We start from the raw sequence: 19069 nt of genomic DNA on the forward strand, positions 1-19069 counted from the left end.
GTCAACGTTTCTAAGGGCAACAACTGAAAGAACAATCTCAATGTCTCAAGAAACCACCACACTTTTCTTCTCACTTGGTGGCCCTGGCGGACTTCCGTACGGCCTTACCTTTGCAGGTCAGGCGACTCCCTGGCAGCAAACTCTGGCAGAAACGACCGAGTCCGCCCGGGTGAAGGCAGAGATAGAAGATCTGATCGCGCGCGGACACGAGGTTTTGGCACCACTGGGCAGAGGACTCAGTGTGGTCACCGGAGGCACTCTTACGTTGGAGTCCCTGTTGGCTGACTCGGGGTCGAATCCCTCGGCTTCGATGCCGGGAATCCTCTTGGCTCAATTTGCGACGTTGCTTGCCCTTTCCGAGGACGGATTCGACACCCGCGTACGCAAGCCAGCCTTCACGGCCGGGCACTCACAGGGAGTGCTAGGTGCCTCCTTGTACGAGGCATGGGTACAGGGTGACCAAGCCAAGCAGGCTCAGATATATGCCCTTTCAGAACTGCTAGGCGGAGCCGTAACAGCGGCCGTGCGTGCCGACGATTCCGGACGAAGCGGCGACCGCTTCCCGATGCTTGCCATTCAAAAGGCTCTACAGTCCCAGGTTCAGGAACTAATCGACGCGGCAGACCTGGACCGCCGCGTCTGGGTCTCCTTGGTAAACGGCCCCGATCAAGTTGTAGTTTCCGGTAAACCCGCTGACCTAGAAAAGCTCAAGGCTCAAGCACGTAAGGTTCAAGAGCGCGAGGAACAGCTTGTCAGCACCAAGCAGCGCGGCGGAAAGCCTTTCTCTCCTGAGTTCACCTACCTCAAGGTTGATGCCCCGTTCCACAGCCCTCTGCTACAGCCCGCACTTGAGAAGACCCGGGAATGGTCTCGAATTGCGGGAATCGACAGCGAGATGGTTGAGGCCCTGGCCCCTGCTACCCTCACGAACCCGGTCGACTGGGCCAAGGAACTGGCTCCGACGACCGATCACCAGGTCCGGTGGATCCTCGACGTGGGACCTGGGAAGGCTCTCACTCGCATTACCTCGAACACCCTAATCGGAAGCGGTATTGGCGTGGTTGAGACCGGAACGGTTGAGGGGCGCGACGCCTTCCTCACCGTCGGCACCGTTCACAGTGCACCCGCAGACTGGTCTAGCTTCAGCCCCAAAATCACTGTCCTCCCGAACGGTAAGAAAACCGTTGAAACCGCATTTACCCGTCTGACGGGACGCTCCCCTATTCTGCTGGCCGGAATGACTCCGACAACGGTTGACCCCGAAATCGTCGCAGCTGCAGCTAATAAGGGCTTCTGGGCAGAGATGGCCGGAGGTGGGCAAGTCACCGATTCGGTGTTCGCCGACAACCTCGCAAAGCTCAAAACGCTCCTAGATCCGGGTCGCGCGATCCAGTTCAACGCGATGTTCTTGGACCCTTACCTGTGGAACCTCCAGTTTGGTGCACAGAGCATTGTTATCAAAGCTCGCGCGGCGGGTGCTCCGCTGGACGGTGTGGTGATCTCTGCGGGCATTCCAGAACTGGAAGAGGCCACCGCCCTCATTCAGTCGCTCCAGGCTCAAGGGTTCCCCTACGTCGCCTTCAAACCTGGCACGGTGGCTCAGATTCGCCAGGTAATTGATATCGCCAGAGCGGTACCCGACTCCGCGGTGATCGTCCAGATTGAAGACGGTCACGCTGGGGGGCACCACTCCTGGGAGAACCTGGATGATCTTCTCCTAGCGACGTATGCCGACATCCGCGCCACTCCCAACTTAGTTCTCTGTGCGGGCGGCGGAATCGGAACCCCTGAACGGGCCGCTGACTACATTTCCGGTCAGTGGGCTCGCGCATACGACCGCCCCCTGATGCCGGTTGACGGAGTCCTGATTGGAACTGCGGCGATGACGGCGTTAGAAGCCAAGACCTCAGCCGAGGTAAAACAGCTCCTAGTTGACACCCCCGGAATTCCCTCTCCGATCCACGGCGATGAGAACGCAGGCTGGGTCGGCTCCGGCCAGGTTCGCGGCGGCGTAACTTCGGGTCAGTCCCACCTGCGTGCGGATATTCACGAGGTGGACAATGCCGCTGCCGCTTGCGCCCGCCTCGTTTCGCAGGTTTCCGGTCATGAGGATCAGGTACAGGAACGCCGTGCGGAAATAATCGCCGCTCTGGATTCCACCTCTAAGCCCTACTTTGGTGACGTCGATTCGATGACCTATCTCGAGTGGGCACAGCGCTTCGCACAGCTCTCTTGCCCCTGGATCGAAGGGACCTGGATCAACCGTTTCCAACTGCTGTTGCAGCGCATCGAAGGGCGCCTGAGCAATGAGGAAACCGGCGAGATTGTCACCCTCTTCCCCACTGTCGAATCAGTTACGGACGCCGACACGGCACTAGGAACTCTGGCAAAGACCTACCCGAATGCCGCTACAACGCGCGTAACACCGACCGATGCAGCCTGGTTCGTTGACCTGTGCCGCAAGTACCCAAAACCGATGCCATTCGTCCCGGTGGTGGATGCCGACATCCTGCGTTGGTGGGGTCAGGACAACCTCTGGCAGTCACAGGAAGACCGTTACACCGCCGACCAGGTCCGCATTATTCCCGGTCCGGTTTCAGTCGCCGGTATCGACAGGGTGGACGAGCCAATCGGCGATCTCCTCGGCCGCTTTGAGAATGCCTGCGTTGACCGGCTCGACGGGACGGGCACGAAAGCCGAGAAGCTCTTCGCTCGCCTGGATGATTCGAAGACACCTCTCGATTTCATTCTCGCTACCCCCTACGTCTCCTGGAGCGGAAATCTTGTCGACAACCCGGCACGGGTGGTTCCCCGTGAGCTACTGACGGTTGACCAGCGCGGGGACAGCCACATCTATGACCTGAATATCAGCCTTGACGCCTCTTGGGACCAGATCCCGGGCGGAGATGAGTTGCATGCGGTTCGCACACTCAATGTTCCTCTCGCTGTCGGCGGGCAAACCGATGACGGGGGCTACCCGGTGGTGGACCGAGACGCTCTGCCGGAGCACATGTACGCCCTGCTTGCATCAACCGCGGGGATCGGCGGTGAGACGATCACAGGTGATGTCATCGGGGCGCTCCCGACGATGGTTCCCTCTGAGGACTCTGAGTTTGGCGAAGCCCACTGGACGTTCACGATCAACAGGGAACTCGCGGACCTGCACCGTGGGGCAACTGGCGCCGCTCTTCCCTCTCAGTTCCATCTGTCTACCTGGACACCGGATGCCTTGCTCGGTCTCTGCTGGCCAGCAATCTACGCTGCACTCGGCTCGGCTTTGGTCAACGATTATCCGGTCATCGAGGGTCTTCTCAGTGCAGTCCACCTTGATCACACCGCTCGCCTGGATGTCGATATCGAAGATCTGCTGGACGGAGAGCACGAGACCCAGTTGACCGTCGTTGCCCGAACGGTTGAACTCGCTGAGTCCTCCGCCGGACGGGTAGTAACTGTCAAGGAGACTCTGTTCCATGAGGGGAACGAGGTTGGCGAGTTCCAGGAACGTTTCGCGATCCGCGGGCGAATCGGCTCTGATTCCGTCCCGGTCGACGTATCCGCCGCGAGTGGACTGGCCACCAACGCGATCGATACCCCTCGTTCGCAACTGCGAAAGGCGCGCGTCTATGCGCCCTCCGATATGACCACCTTCGCGAACGTGTCAGGTGACTTTAACCCGATCCACACCTCGCACGCCGCGGCCCGCGTCGCCGGATTGGAAGCACCGCTGGTTCACGGTATGTGGCTTTCTGCGGTAGCGCAGAACCTGGTGCAAGCCGACGATGGCAAGACCCCTGGCAATCGAATCCAAGGCTGGACTTATAACATGTACGGCCTGGTAAACCTGCACGATCCGGTCGACATCACGGTTGAGCGTATTGGTCGTATTGCCGGCGGGGGATTGCTGCTTGAAGTGACCTGCAAGATTGACGGACAGATCGTCTCCCGCGCAACCGCCGCGACCGAAGCTCCCGTCACCGCCTATGTCTACCCGGGTCAGGGCATCCAACGTCAGGGCATGGCTCTCGATGAGATGGCAACCTCTGAGGCTGCTCGCGAAGTTTGGGAGCGTGCCGATGCTCTCACAAAGCGTGCGCTTGGATTCTCGATTCTCACAGTGGTGCGCGATAACCCAACCGAACTCGAAGTTGCAGGGCAAGTTCTGCGTCACCCGGACGGAATCCTTAATCTGACCCAGTTCACCCAGGTCGCTCTGGCAACCGTTGCTTTCGCACAGACGGCACACCTACGCGAGCTCGGCGCACTGGTCGATCACGCGTTCTTCGCAGGCCACTCCCTTGGCGAATACAATGCACTCTCCGCCTACGGTGAAGTTTTCCCGCTGGAAACGGTCCTTGAGATCGTCTTCCACCGCGGTTCAACGATGCATCACCTGGTTGAGCGCGACCCCAAGGGACGTTCAAACTACCGAATGGGAGCACTGCGACCGAATCAGTTCGGCGTGGGCGACGAGGAAATAGTCGACTATGTCCAAACGGTCTCCGATGCCTCCGGTGAGTTCCTGCAGATTGTCAACTTCAACCTTGCCGGTCAGCAGTACGCCGTGGCTGGAACAATTGCTGGACTAGAAGCCCTCGACGCTGACTCGAATGCCCGCGCGACGGCATTTGGCGGTAAGCGTCCCTTCATGTATGTACCCGGAGTGGACGTACCCTTCCATTCCTCCGTGCTACGAGGCGGTGTCCCGGAGTTCCGGGATAAGTTGGAGCAATTGCTTCCCGACTCGGTCCCAACCGAGCGCCTGGTTGGCAAGTACATTCCAAACCTGGTCGCCCGCCCGTTCGAGGCAACCCGGGAATTTGCCCAGGCGATCCTGGATGAGGTCCCAAGCAAGGCGCTCAAGAAACTTTTGGGAGATGAGAAGGCCTGGAGCAAGGCTGCAGCCGACCCTGACAAGCTCTCGCGTCTTTTGCTCATCGAGTTGCTCTGCTGGCAGTTCGCCTCCCCGGTCCGTTGGATCGAAACCCAAGAACTCATGTTCAGCTCGGCTGACCAGGGCGGTCTTGGCGTGGAGCGCCTGATCGAGATCGGGCTGGGAACGGCTCCGACTCTTGCTGGCCTCGGTGAGAAGACACTAAAGCTGGATGAGTTCGTCGAGACAAACGGGGCCGCATACAACGTGCAGCGTGACGAACAGATCGTCACCTGCACGGACGTGAGGTTCGTGGAGGATGTCCCGGTCAGTGAGGACGAGAGCGCGGCCGGGGACGCCGCGCCACGTGCCGCTGCGGTAGGGGCAGAGAAAGAGACTGCGGAGGCCACGCTTGAAGTTGCGTCAACGAACACAGCAGTAAAGGCGACTGTCCCAGCGGCAACCCCCGCTCCGGCGGAGCCTGTCCCAGCGGCGATCCCAGCCCCAACGGGCAATGGACCGGCCGCAGACATCCGGTTTGCCGCCTCCGACGCCATCCGCGTTGTCATGGCTTTCACCAATAAACTCCGTCCCGAACAGATCGAGGATGGTGACACCACCGATACCCTCACCGCAGGTGTCTCGGCACGCCGCAACCAGCTTCTAATGGATCTTTCAGCAGAACTTGGCCTCCCCTCGATCGACGGTGCGGCCGACGCTTCTGTCGGTGAACTAGCGGTGAGTGTCGACAAGCTGGCCCATCACTACCGCGCTTTCGGTCCGGTACTGACGGAGGCGATCCGTGACCGTCTCCGCAAGGTCCTGGGCGGCGCGGGAGTCAAATCTTCCTTTGTAGCCGACCGTGTCAAGGACACCTGGCAACTTGGTGACGGCTGGGCTAATGCCGTCACTGCCCAGGTCTTGCTCGGGTCGCGCGAAGGTGACTCCGCTCGTGGCGGGACACTAGCTACCCTGCCGACCGCGGCAGGCAGCCTTGCCGAAGCCGAGGCTCTGGTGGACGAGGCCGTAAAGCAGGTCGGTGCCGCCCGCGGCGTTGCCGTCGCGATCCCAAGCGTGGGTGGCTCCAGCGGCGGAGGTGGCGTCGTGGACTCTGCTGCGCTGGATGCCTACGCTGCGACAGTAACCGGCGGAGAAGGTGCCCTGGCGCAAGCTGCACGACACATGCTCGAGGTCTTGGGTCTCGAAGGCCCAGCTCTTCTCGAAAATGGGATTCCGAGCGAGGACGAGGATCAACTCCGCGACGCCCTGGCTGCCGAGACTGTTGCGGCTGAACTTGGGCCCAGGTGGGTTGAGATGGTTCAGCCTTCATTCGCCCCCGAGCGGGCCATCCTCATTGATGATCGGTGGGCCTCCGCTCGTGAAGACCTCGCCCGACTCTGGGAGAGTTCAACGAGTGACACCGCTGAAGACACCACAGTCGGTACATTTGCCGGGGCCGGTGAGGCCGTTGCCAAGCAAGCGTTGTGGTGGGCCAACAAGGCAACGCATCAGGGTTTGAAGGATCTGGAGAAGACGTATCTGGAGGCCGCGAAAGCGGCATCGGAGAGACCTGAGCTCCCGCTTGCCGGTCAGGTTGCGGTCGTAACCGGAGTTACCCCCTCTTCGATAGCCGGAGCGGTGGCAGCGAGACTGCTGGCGCAGGGTGCGACGGTAATCGCTACCTCGTCTCGCATTGACTCAGCACGTCTCGACTTCGCCAAACGGTTGTACCGACAAAACGCTGCGGGCGATGCCGCACTGTGGCTGGTGCCTGCCAATCTTGCCTCGTACCGCGATGTTGATGCACTGATTGACTGGATCGGCAACGAGCAGGTCAAGGTGGTCGGCGCGAGCCGTGAAGTTGTCAAGCCGGCACAGGTTCCGGATCTGTTTTTCCCGTTCGCGGCGCCATCGGTCATGGGTTCGATGGCAGATTCAGGTGAGCAGTTCGAGGCGCAAGCTCGTTTGTTGCTTTGGAGCGTTGAGCGTGCAATCGCTGGGTTCGCCTCTCTGGCCGACAAGGGCGCTCGCGCCAAGCGGGTTCATGTCGTTCTGCCGGGTTCTCCCAACCGCGGGATGTTCGGCGGTGACGGAGCGTACGGAGAGACTAAGGCAGCTTTTGATGCGATAACGAACCGCTGGGCCGTCGAACCGATCTGGGCACGTGCTACTTCGATCGCTCATCCGAAGATCGGCTGGGTCCAGGGCACCGGTTTAATGGGTGGAAATGATCCGTTGGTTGGGGCTGCACAGGACGCTGGGATCCACACCTACACAACCGAGGAAATGGCCGATCAGCTGGTTGCCCTATGCACCGCCGAGGCTCGCGAGAAAGCCGCCGAGGCACCGCTAGATGCCGATCTCACGGGCGGCCTGTCCGAAGGGGTCGATTTGCGGGCGCTGCAGGAAAAGGCGATGACTGAGGCAGCATCCAAGGAAACTAGGTCTGAGACTGCCGACGGCGCGGAAGAAACGATAATTCCGGCTCTGCCCTCGCCCCCACGTGCGACCATGACTCCGGTCGATCCATCAGACTGGAAGAAGGTCGATGTCCCACTAGAGGAAATGGTGGTTGTCGTAAGTATCGGCGAAATCGGACCATGGGGCTCGGCTCGGACCCGGTGGCAGGCCGAACTTGGAATCCAGTCGGACGGCGAGGTCGATCTGACCCCGGCCGGTGTACTTGAGTTGGCCTGGATGATGGGACTGCTCACCTGGCAGGAATCCCCCGAATCGGGCTGGTACGACCACGACGGAAGTCTTGTTGAACCTCACGAGGTATTTGATAGGTTCCGTGACGAGGTTATCGCCCGTAGCGGCGTTCGGAAGTTCATTAACGACGCCGGCATTGAAGATCTGGGAACGCTTGAAGAGGCAGCAGTGTTCTTGAATACTGACGTCACCTTCACGGTTCCCGACCGGGATACCGCAGAGTCATACGTGGTCGAAGAACCGCGTCTTACCCGAGTTCGTCCTCTTGAAGACGGCGAGTGGGAGGTAACGCGGCTAGCCGGATCCCAGGCACGACTCCCTCGCCGCGCGACCCTAACTCGGACCGTAGGTGGGCAGTTCCCAACCGGGTTTGATCCGGCCAAGTGGGGCTTATCGCCGTCGCTCTTGGAATCTATGGACCGAATCGCTGCATGGAACCTGGTCTCGGCGGTAGATGCATTCATCTCAGCTGGGTTCAGTCCGGCCGAACTGTTGCAGGCAGTTCACCCGGCGGACGTCGCCTCGACTCAGGGAACGGGCTTCGGCGGCATGACCTCCATGCGGAAACTATTCGTTGATCGGTTCCTGGGCGAGGATTACCCGCAGGACATTCTGCAGGAGACCCTTCCCAACGTCGTCGCCGCTCACACTATGCAGAGCTATATCGGAGGTTACGGCCCGATGGTCCAGCCCGTCTCGGCCTGTGCTACAGCCGCAGTCTCCGTTGAGGATGGGGTAGACAAGATTCACGCTGGCAAAGCGAAATTCGTTGTCGCAGGTGCCACCGATGACCTTTCCGTCGAGTCTCTTGTCGGGTTTGGTTCGATGAACGCGACCGCGAACTCGAAAGAGATGGAGTCTAAGGGGATTTCGGACCGCTTTTTCTCGCGTGCCAACGACCGCAGACGCGGTGGCTTCATCGAGTCCCAAGGCGGCGGTACCGTGTTGCTAGCCAGGGGCGATGTCGCGGCCGAACTCGGCCTGCCGGTTCAATCGGTAATCGCCTACGCGCAGAGCTTTGCTGATGGAATCCACACTTCGATTCCCGCTCCGGGTCTCGGTGCTTTGGCGGCGGCTCGCGGCGGCAAGGAATCAAAGCTGGCGCGCTCCCTTGAGCGTCTGGGCTTGTCGGCGGACGATGTTGCGTTCGTTTCAAAGCACGACACCTCAACCAATGCCAACGATCCGAATGAGTCCGATCTACATTCTCGGGTAGCTGCGGCCATCGGTCGAAGCGAGGGCAATCCGATGTTCGTCGTCTCACAAAAGAGCGTTACCGGCCACGCGAAGGGAGGTGCCTGCGTCTTCCAGATTTCGGGTGTGGGACAGGTCTTCCGTGATGGAGTTCTTCCCGCAAACAAGGCACTCGACTGTGTTGATTCGGCCCTCGCACAGAACCCCTGGCTGGTCTGGCTTCGCGAACCGCTTTCTGTCGGTCAGGAGTCACCAATAAAGGCCGCACTGGTGACCTCGCTGGGCTTTGGGCATGTCTCAAGCCTGCTGGCGCTGGCGCACCCGGGCGTCTTCCAGACTGCGGTGATGTCGCAGCTAGGCAAGAAAGCCGCAGAAGAGTGGCGCTCACGGGCGCAGAAGCGACTCGACACGGCGGTTCACAACCTTGAGTCGGGCATGCTCGGCCGCACGGACCTCTACGTCCCGGCAGCCGACCGTAGACTGCCAGAAGAAGGCGGTCAGAACGCGAAGGAAGTGGAGGCCGCGATGCTGCTTGACCCTGAAGCCCGACTGGGAGCAGACGGTCGCTATGCCTAGAGGCGCGATGCACCAAGGACGAGGCGCGGTACTCGGGGTGGGAACCGATCTGGTTCACATCCCGAGCTTCGCGGCCCAACTAGACTCCCCGGGAACCCGTTTCGCAAACCCGGGAGGTAGCTTCACCGCGCGAGAGCTGAGACGTGCTCGGGCGCGAGCCGGCTCTAAAGGCGATTCTGAGGCAGCTCATATTGCCGCGATCTGGGCCATCAAGGAATCCGTTATCAAGGCATGGGTAAGTGCACTTGAAAGTATCGGAACTCGCCTGCCAATGACTCCAGATGAAGTGGTTTGGTCGGATATCGAGGTGATCCACTCCGTCAGCGGAGCCCCATCAGTCCGCCTTCGTGGCCGGATGGCGGAGGCTTTCGGTCACTCGATTGGCAACGCATTCGACGGTCTCTGGCGGGCGTCGGCCAGTCACGATGGCGACTACGCCCAGGCTTACGTGGTGCTGTCGGGCTAGTGTCGCGCCGCTAGACGATGTTCCGTTTGACGGCCCAACGCGTCAGTTCATTCCGATTTGACAGCTGAAGTTTCCGAAGGACCGCAGAGACGTGGGTCTCGATGGTCTTGACCGAAAGGAATAGCTCGGCTGCAACCTCCTTGTACGTGTAGCCCCGAGCGATCAAGCGCATAACTTCCTGCTCGCGTTCGGTGAGCAGATCAAGCTCATCGTCCTCGTTTGCAGACTCCTCGGTACCGAACGCATCAAGAACAAATCCAGCTAGTCGGGGACTGAATGCCGCATCCCCGGCGGCAACCCTTTCGATAGCTGCGGCCAGGTCGGCTGGGGCGATAGATTTGGTGACATAGCCTCGTGCGCCGGCGCGGATCACAGAGACCACATCTGCGGGAGAGTCGGAAACCGAGAGCGCCAGAAACCGAGTTATTTCAAGGTCGGCACAGCGACGAGCAACTTCGGGACCTCCCCCTCCCCCTCCCCCGGGAAGATGAACGTCGAGCAGAGCAACGTCGGGGTGAAGCACATGGCACGCTTCCACGGCACCGTCCACATCAGATGCCTCTCCGACGACCTGTATAGAGCCGAACTTATCGAGTTCTGACCTAACACCGGATCGAACCAGCGGGTGATCATCAATCACCAGGACCTTAATCGGCATGCCTATCCTTCCTTCGCCAGTGTTTTCCCATGTCGGGGAACTTGAATCCGAATCTCTGTACCACTCCTTGAGACTTCATTCCCGGTGTCTGCCACCTGGTCAGAGGAGAGATCGGTGGCTTGTACGCTTCTTACCGTAACCTGTCCGCCAACCCTGGTTACGCGGCCCAGGATCGAACTTCGGAAGCCATGCCGATCACTCGGAATCTCGTCGGGGTCAAAACCGGCCCCCGCATCCTTGATAGAGATCTCGATTCCGTCAGGTCCAACCTCTTGAAAAACCGTTATTGGTGGCGCTCCATGCCTTACCGCGTTGGTAATAGCCTCGGACGCTGCCGCAACGGCAGCCAACTCTGCCGGTGCAGGAACCGCATCCCCCACCGTGACGACCTCAACCGCCGTGCCATAGGTCGTTTCAATTCCCGATGCCTGGTCACGTAGCGCCTGGGCAACGGATTCGGCGGGTTCAACGTTTCCCGTGTAAAGCCAGGAGCGAAGCTCGCCTTCTTGAGTCAGGGCGAGCGAGCGCACTCGGGATGGGTCATCGGCCGCTCCTCGTATGAGGGTGAGGGTCTGCAGAACCGAATCATGAAGGTGAGCGGCAATCTCAGCTCGCTCGGTCTCACGCGCCTCGTTCGCCTTTGAAGCAGTCAAGTCGCGGAAAAGACGGTACACGAACGGAGCGAGCGCCAGGCTGACGACAAGTAGCATCAGCAAAGTGACAACCAGACCGTCTCGAAGGGCCGGGAGCCAGCCGAACCAGTCGGCCAAGATCGCCGTGCCCGCAGCAAGCAAGGCAAGTCCAAGTGCCATCAGGGCGACCGCGGACCACCGTCTTTTGCTGGCGATCTTCGGAGCCTGCATCCAGGTAAGGCCAATCCCCGCCATGATTGCGACACCCGCTATTAGCAGCCAGGAACGCCCGTAGATCGTGGGAACTATCGCGAGTGCCGTGCCGGCGACCACAAACGCTGAGCCGACCACGAACAGCCGTCCAACTGCCACCTGATTGTCGCGCTTTGGCCCGACGTCGCGTAGAGGCGCCCTCAGAGTCTCCTCGGCCCGATCTACCTCGCTATCACTTGGCAAAAAGAGCCAGAGGAGCAAATAGGCAACAATTCCAACACCTACCGCGCTCAGGGCCGCGAAGGCAATACGAACCGAGACTACGGAGATTCCAAGGTAGGAAGCGAGCCCGGAGCAGACCCCGCCAATCCACGGCGTGGCCATACTTGAGCTGTCCGACTGCGCTGTTCGCAGGCGTTGACTCGGATGGTATCCGTGTAAACCGGCGTTCCGGGTTGATGTACTCACTGTCTTATCGTCGCAGAGGAAGGCCCCAAAACCACGAATCAAGGGGCGATTCAGGGACCAATCAGGGACTCACCCCATCTCGCGGAATCCAATTATGCGTAAGAGTTAAGCTATGGCGAAGAAGAAAGACCCCGAGCAGGCGCAAGATCCCGGCGTCAGCCGGACTCCAGGCGATACGGAGCCCTCAGTTACGCAGAGCGTTCCCGACGAAGAAGGCGGCTCCACCTCAGAGCGGAACACCGAAGGCGACGGAGCCCCGTCTAGGGAACAACCCGGGGAGCACCGCGTGCCAGCATCAGGGCAGGACCCCGAAGACAACACCGAAACCACGGCTGAAGGGCAATCTGGAGACGAGAAACTGGTTGCCGAACAACCTTTCGAGCAAGAAAAAGTTCCAGAAGTCAACCCAGATCCAATTGATCCGTACTATCGGGCGCCCAGTTACGCAAACGGAGCTTCCTGGACCGGCCCGTCCACACTAACCTCGAAACCTACCAAGTCTCTAAATCCAGCAGTAGTTCTCGGTTCGCTCGGGGTCATCCTGGTCATAATGGCAGTCGGCCTATTAATCGCAATCTTTTCGGGCGTGGGCGGCGGAGAGATTCTCACCGTAACTGCGGGCCTTTGCGTGCTGGTGGTTGCTCTGGTTCTCGGCTACGCAGCACTTTGGAACCTGAAGGTCGGGTGGTTTGTCGGAGCCTCAGCGGTGGCAGCTGTGGCGCTAGTTCCGGTAGTTGTCCTCGGAAACAGCCTCGCCTCATATCAACAAATAGAGAGCAGTATTTCCTCCGAGATTGCCTACGAGGAAGCCTATCAGGACGCCTACTTTGAGGTCGCCTCGTTCGAGGATGACCTGTTCAGCCGTATCGCTGATCGAGAACCAGAGTTCACCTTCTATGACTGGCAGGGACATCCGATGGCGATAGCGAGCGAAACAGCCGTTATCGATATGACCACTGAAGACTTCGAGAATGTTGATTCCGATGCGTTCATCGAGACAGTCGCCTCGATCAACGCCTTTGCTGGCGCAAATGTCTACGTTCTACTTCCAGCGGACACGACTCCCCTGATCTACGATGATGGCTCGGTTAACTCGACGTTCATTGCGACAAGGTGGGAGCAGGCTGGACAGATGGACCGGCTCGAAGCGACCGGTTGGATCGCCACTCACTCACAGGGGGACCTAAACCAACTGGATACGGTATGGGATCTGAACCTCTACTCTGGGAACTCCCGTGAAATCCAGATTAACGTCCACGCCGAGAACTCGACCATTACCTTCATCCAAGTCGCTGAGCCAGACCCGCGGGGACAACTTGTATCCGTGACAACCAGTGGCACCGATGATCCACAAAGTGACTCACAGAGTACAGATTTGAGCGCAGAGCAATCGGCTGTCCGAGAAGCAGAAGAAGCTTTGGCTAGGGCAAAAGAAGCAGAAGAGGCCAAACGCGCCGCGCTTGAGGCCGAGATCGCTGAGAAGCAAGCCGAACTGAAGAAGCTAGAGGAAGCCACCTCCGCAACAGAAGGGCAGGAATGATCATGAAGACTCCAGACTTTGATGCGCTAAGTCCCAAGGGCACGCCGGTTCGCGTCGGTCTTCTGATTTGGGCTGCCGTCCTTGGAATCATCGGACTACTTATGGTGATTGTTCCGCTGGCGGGTTCAACTTCCACCAGAGGCGTCCTGGTTTTCCTGTTTCTCCTCACCGGGGCTTCCATGATCGCTTTAGCGGTCTGGTTGGCTCGAAACCCGAACTCAACACTTGACGATGCACGCAAAGCGCTTTTCAACCCGAAAGCAAAAGATGATTCGGGGCAACCAGAGTCCTATGGCTCCGAGCCCGTGGAACCACCGATGTCCGGGATCTGACAACCATGACCCCGAGAGCAATCCGGAGTCCACGCACCCCGCTACTGATGAGGATAATTCTGGCCTAAGAACGACTTAGCGTCCGTGCAGTGATCGAAACCTGACTACCAAGCAAGACCACAACGCGGGGTTTGCGATCACGGACGTTCACGTAATCGACAGAGAAGGAAGCCCAGCTATTACCTAAGAGCGTCCGTGTAGGAGTGCAACCAAAAGCTCGCCGAGCAGGCGAAACCGCCAGGCTACTGCCCACTTGAGATCTCGAAGTCAGGGATTCCCTGATCCGCCATCTCTAAGCCTTCCGATCGTCTGCTCGGCGTTTCCATGCCAACTGCCTTGAGACTGCGGTTGATTGCCCGCGTCCTGACTCCCACCTCATCAACGGTGTTTTGAGCTGTCTGCAAATGCCTCTTTAGCTTGTCCATCACCCCGCCATACTTCGCGAACTCTTCTTTCGCGGTCGCCAGCGCCTGCCAGACCTCGGAAGTTCTCTTTTCGATTGCGAGGGTTCTAAACCCCATCTGCAAAGAGTTGAGCAAGGACATTAGGGTTGTGGGTCCAGTGAGCATTACTCGTTCATCGCGTTGCAGCGCACTCGCCAGCCCAGGAATTCTCACCGCCTCGGCAAACAGTCCCTCCGTTGGAAGGTACATTATGGCGAAATCCGTGCTTATGGGCGGCTCAATATACTTCCCACTGATACGTTTGGCTTCATTACGCAACGCCTTTTCGAGTTCCTTCGTTGCTGCGGCCACATCAGCTGATTCAGCGTGCTCCTGCGCATCCAGCAAACGCTCATAGGGCTCCTGCGGGAACTTAGAGTCGATCGGAAGATAGACGGCCGACCCGTCCTCCTGACCCGGTAGTCGAACCGCGAACTCAACTCTCTCACCACTATTCGGCTTTATCTGCACATTCTCCTGGTATTGGTCCGGTGCGAGGATATCGCCAAGCTGTCGGGAGAGTTGCACTTCTCCCCAAGTGCCGCGGCTCTTGACGTTCGTCAACACACGCTTCAGTCCCCCCACATCGGTTGCAAGGGTCTGCATCTCACCAAGACCGCGCTGAACCTGTTCCAGACGCTCAGAAACAAGCTTGAATGACTCTCCCAGCCGTTTTTCGAGCGTTCCCTGCAACTTCTCATCGACGGTGGCACGCATCTTGTCCAGTTCGGCCGCGTTGCTGGTTCGAATCAATTCGAGGCCCGCGCTCAGACTCTTCTCCAGTTCACTTATCTTTGTCTCCATCTGAGTCATGCGTTCGTTCAGAGTCGACTTAAGCTCTTGTCTCGCTTCGGCATCCGTCATGGTTCTTCTGGTGGCATCATTGCGACTTTGTTCTTCGAGCCGCATCAACCGACCGTCAACGACCTCTCGAAGATCATAGATACGCTCCGCCTGGACTTGCCCAACCGTCTGCACCTGACTGGCAAGCATTTGCGTACGCTCGAAAATCGCTTGTGACTGCTCAAGCAACTCCTCTGAGTCGTCCTTTCCCAGACGAATCCAGACCAGTCCCGCCATGATCGCTGCGACAAGCGCAGCCAACACCGCCAACGTCATCAAAATAACCTCGGCACTCACTATCTCGTCCTCCCCGAACCTAACGGCCCCAGAACTAAGGGCAATCAGGAAAGCTAACAGACCTGCTCCCTAACGAAGAAAGGGTATTTGAGGACTCCGACAAAATGCGTCGACTACACCAGTGCTAGGTGCCGGATTCGGGAATCTCTATAGTCTCACGGCTCTTAACATCACCGGTGGTCAGGATCCTAACCTTACGATCGTTGTCCAGCACCTTGACAAAGCCTGGCTCTACCTCGATCACGTGCCCATAGACGACAGAGTCATCCGCCAGTGTGATCTCTTCCTTCGGGTTCCAGGGCGTCGTGACAACTACTGAGAGAACCAGAATGCACGCGACCAGAATTGTCCCAGTTCTACTGCTGACCGCATCTAGAAGTTCAAGTGCCTCGCCCTTATGAACGACAAAGACAAACAGCGCAATTGCCGCCCCGACCAGACCGGCGAGTGCAGCGGTCCACCACATCGAATAGCTGTTGACCAAAACGAAAAGAACCACTGCAAGAATTAGGACAATTAGCCAGTCAGTTGCCGCGGCCGAAGTCGATTTATGCCGATAGATGTCATATAGCCGATAGCAGGTCAGCGGCAAAATGATGGCCCCCGCGATCCCGGTAAGCATCGGCAACTCAAATAGCGTACCGAAGAAGATTGGGACCGCGTCCTCAAAGTTGAAAGCGTCCGCTAGCTCCGCCGCCGTGTCCCAGTCCCAGCCGGAAACAGCCATGATTCGTAGGAACAGCACCATGACGACCAAGACGGCGGTTATTCCGGCGTCGCGGGCACCCTCGGACACCTCACGTGTCTCGCTTTCTCGGGTCTTCGAGTCTGAGATTTCCAAATTCGCCCCTCGGTCTGTGCTTCGGTTGATCTTCTCTGACCGTCAACACTACCGCTTGGGACGCCGTATCGGCCTGATCTCCGGTGTTACAGTCCTTATCGGAAGGGATTTCGATGGACAGAAAGCAACCGGAGTTATTTTGGATTGGCGGAGCCACTGGCTGGGGTGGCCAGGCCGCTCCCGGAGTCCGCACTCTCACTATCTCAGGAGACGGCGGAGCCCGTCTGAGCGAGCCACTTAGTATTGGCCCCAATCCGATGTTTGCGGCAGTCCTTCCCACGGGCGGAGTAGTTGTCAGTCACGAGGTCTCCGACGGCTTTCTGACGCTACTCCAAGCCGACGAGTCATTGCGTCCAGAGGCACTATCCCCGCCTGTTACCAAGAAGACGGGAGGTAGCGATCCGACCAGTGTCGCCATCGTTGAGTTCCCCTCGGGAGGAATGGCTGTCCTTTCCGCAAACTATAGTGGCGGCTCTCTTTCAGTTAATCCCCTCAGTGACAAAGGGCTAGCTGAGCCATCACTGGTTGTTCGCTACCGTGGTAGCGGCCCTGTTTCTGATCGGCAAGCCTCATCTCACCCCCACCAGGTTGTGGTAAATCGAGGCTCGGGGGAAGTCTTTGTCCCCGATCTGGGTGCCGATGTGATTCACGTTCACCGCATCGACGATCTCGAACGGAACCGGCCCGAACACCGAGACATTCACCTTCCAGCCGGATCAGGACCTAGGTGTCTGGTGGTCTCCAATGACTGTGCGCTAGTTGCTTGCGAGCTCGATGCCCTGGTGCACGTCATCACGCTCGAACGCGGTGAGATAGTCACTGATGCTTCACCATCGATCAAGGGCGACGACGCAATCCAGAACTTTCCATCGGCCATCAGATTAACGAGCGGCGGAAACGTACTCGTGGGCAATCGTGGGCCGGACACCATCGGCGTCCTGGCGTGGGATGAGAACGCCCAGTCACTCCTGTACCGATCAGAGTTTCTCTGCGGCGGTTCACATCCTCGGGATTTCCAGCTGAACACGGCTGAGGATGTAGTCGTTGTCGCGAACCTGAAATCGAATGATCTCGCCGTCCTTGACCTCAATGATGACGAGGGCACCCTAAAACTTCGAGAGACCATCCCAACTGGCAGTCCCTCGTGCGTGGTCAGACAGGTTTTGAGCAACGAATAGAGCCTGACCGACCAGATTCGGTGTCAGTTTGGGTATGCGCATTTTCATCCGTAATATATGACATAACCTTTTGCCAATACCCTTTGCTTTGCTTTGACCGGGGCGCACCTAACCAGGGACTTACGAATGATGACAAGCTCGGCCGAAAACAGGTCGGAACAATCGATGGTTCCGAAGCCAGATTCGCCCGTAGCGCGCAGAAAACATCGGCCAAAGTTCAAACTCCATCGAAGGGTCATCGGACTGATTGCCGGACTGACGGCAGCGATCCTCGTCTTCCTTCTGGTGCCAAGTCAGCTCCCCCCTCCACTTCGGTTTGTCGTGGACGACATGGGGGTTCCGATGTATACCCCGTTCGCGCTAAAGGTCAGTGCCGCTACCGCTGTACTGATGATCATTTGGTGGGTGAGCGAAGCCATCCCCCTTGCGGCAACCGCCCTGGTACCCCTCGTCGTTTTCCCGCTAACACATCTTCAGGACTTCCAGACAACCGCGGCTCCATACGCATCGGGAACAATTTTCCTGTTCATGGGAGGCTTCTTCCTCGCCTTTACTGTCCAGAGGTGGGGTCTGCATAAGCGAGTGGCGCTTCATACCGTCAAGGCGGTGGGAACAAGCCCAAGAATGCTAATTCTAGGCATGATGCTGGCAACTGGGTTCCTCTCAATCTGGGTATCGAATACGGCAACTGCGGTAATGATGCTGCCGATTGGTCTATCGATCCTCGCTCTGGTCAATGGCCCAGATGCCAAGCCGAGCGAGCTAGTGAAATCAAATTTCGGCAAGGCAATGATGCTTGGCATCGCCTACTCTGCCTCTATTGCATCTCTAGCGAGCCTGATCAGCACTCCCCCCAATACGATGCTTCGGGCGTATGTCAAAGAGAACTACGGGATGACCATTGGGTTCGGACAGTGGATGTTGTTCGCTGGGCCTACCGCAGTGATCTTCCTGTTCATCGGCTGGCTTATGCTTACCCGGGTCCTCTTTCCGCCGGAGATAAGCGATATCCCGGGTGGAAAAGAGACCATCGACAAGGAGCTTGCCGAACTCGGTCCGATGTCTCGCGGCGAGAAACTAGCAGGAATTGTCTTCATTGCCGCCGCTTTCTCATGGCTCTTGGTGCCAACTTTGTTCCCGAAATCAGGCATCACCGATGAACTAATTGCGATGATCGTTTCTCTCGCCGTGTTCGCAATCCCGGTATATCCAAAGCGCGGCGTCATGCTACTTGATTGGAACACTGCCAAAGACATTCCCTGGAACATTCTGATGCTGTTCGGCGGCGGCCTGGCGCTGTCTTCAGCGTTCACGAAAAACGGACTGAGTGCTTGGATTGGGTACCTTTCGCGTGGTATCGGCACACTGCCCGTGATTCTCATTGTGATCGCGATCGTCATTGTCACGATGGCGATGACTGAGATGGCTTCAAACACGGCGACCGCGGCAGCGATGCTACCGGTCATGGGAGGCGTTGCCACTGGTGCAAGCCAGGACGCCCTGCTGTTTGTTGTCCCGGTTGCCATGGCCGCGACCTGTTGCTTCATGATGCCGATGGCCACCCCGCCCAATGCCATTGCGTACGGCACTGGCTATCTAAAGATGGGCGAGATGATCAAGGCGGGCTCCACCATGTCTCTCACGGCTATTGTTCTGATCACCGTCACGGTACTGGTGATGGGCCCACTGGTGCTTGGAATAACGTTCTAGGTTTCTATTAGCACAACCCGGGACACCATACCCTTCGGGTACCGTGGGGGTGAATCGATCTCCATCTGCAGGAACGGTTTCCTTTAGTCTGTAGTA

10 protein-coding genes are annotated in these 19069 nt (G+C 58.4%); 6 read left to right on the forward strand and 4 right to left on the reverse strand.

Features of this window, described 5'->3' with window-relative positions:
• Positions 1 to 40: 40 nt before the first annotated feature.
• Positions 41 to 9352, forward strand: coding sequence for a fatty acid synthase subunit beta domain-containing protein (locus U6G28_00080; protein ID WRS30128.1), 9312 nt, complete (start codon positions 41 to 43; stop codon positions 9350 to 9352).
• The gene (locus tag U6G28_00085) at positions 9345 to 9818 is read left to right on the forward strand and encodes a 4'-phosphopantetheinyl transferase superfamily protein (protein ID WRS30129.1); all 474 of its coding nucleotides are present in this window, start codon (positions 9345 to 9347) and stop codon (positions 9816 to 9818) included. The genes U6G28_00080 and U6G28_00085 overlap by 8 nt, the downstream gene beginning before the upstream one ends.
• A gap of 10 nt (positions 9819 to 9828) precedes the next feature.
• On the opposite strand, the gene U6G28_00090 is transcribed toward U6G28_00085, so the two are convergent.
• Together U6G28_00090 and U6G28_00095 are read right to left on the reverse strand one after the other, a co-directional pair.
• Positions 9829 to 10476, reverse strand: a complete 648-nt coding sequence (locus U6G28_00090; GenBank protein ID WRS30130.1) for a response regulator transcription factor — start codon at positions 10474 to 10476, stop codon at positions 9829 to 9831.
• Between the two features lie 2 nt (positions 10477 to 10478).
• Positions 10479 to 11789, reverse strand: coding sequence for a PspC domain-containing protein (locus U6G28_00095; protein WRS30131.1), 1311 nt, complete (start codon positions 11787 to 11789; stop codon positions 10479 to 10481).
• 112 nt (positions 11790 to 11901) lie between these two features.
• On the opposite strand from U6G28_00095, the gene U6G28_00100 reads away from it, so the two are divergent.
• Both U6G28_00100 and U6G28_00105 read left to right on the forward strand, forming a co-directional pair.
• Positions 11902 to 13329, forward strand: coding sequence for a hypothetical protein (locus tag U6G28_00100; GenBank protein WRS30132.1), 1428 nt, complete (start codon positions 11902 to 11904; stop codon positions 13327 to 13329).
• Between the two features lie 2 nt (positions 13330 to 13331).
• Entirely contained in the window at positions 13332 to 13661 is a 330-nt protein-coding gene (locus U6G28_00105; GenBank protein ID WRS30133.1) for a hypothetical protein, read from the forward strand.
• Positions 13662 to 13903: 242 nt separating this feature from the next.
• Here the strand turns inward: U6G28_00105 and rmuC are convergent, their stop codons facing one another.
• A complete protein-coding gene (gene rmuC, locus U6G28_00110; GenBank protein WRS30134.1) occupies positions 13904 to 15244 on the reverse strand; it encodes a DNA recombination protein RmuC in 1341 nt (446 codons plus the stop codon).
• Positions 15245 to 15368: 124 nt separating this feature from the next.
• A complete protein-coding gene (locus U6G28_00115; protein ID WRS30135.1) occupies positions 15369 to 16085 on the reverse strand; it encodes a hypothetical protein in 717 nt (238 codons plus the stop codon).
• A gap of 113 nt (positions 16086 to 16198) precedes the next feature.
• Here U6G28_00115 and U6G28_00120 point away from each other — a divergent pair, with 113 nt between their 5' ends.
• The gene (locus U6G28_00120) at positions 16199 to 17263 is read left to right on the forward strand and encodes a beta-propeller fold lactonase family protein (protein ID WRS30136.1); all 1065 of its coding nucleotides are present in this window, start codon (positions 16199 to 16201) and stop codon (positions 17261 to 17263) included.
• Positions 17264 to 17389: 126 nt separating this feature from the next.
• Complete coding sequence (locus U6G28_00125) at positions 17390 to 18973, forward strand: DASS family sodium-coupled anion symporter (protein WRS30137.1); 1584 nt, start codon at positions 17390 to 17392, stop codon at positions 18971 to 18973.
• The last annotated feature ends 96 nt before the right edge of the window (positions 18974 to 19069 follow it).

The sequence above is a fragment of the Actinomycetaceae bacterium MB13-C1-2 genome, from assembly GCA_035621235.1.
Taxonomy (GTDB): domain Bacteria; phylum Actinomycetota; class Actinomycetes; order Actinomycetales; family Actinomycetaceae; genus Scrofimicrobium.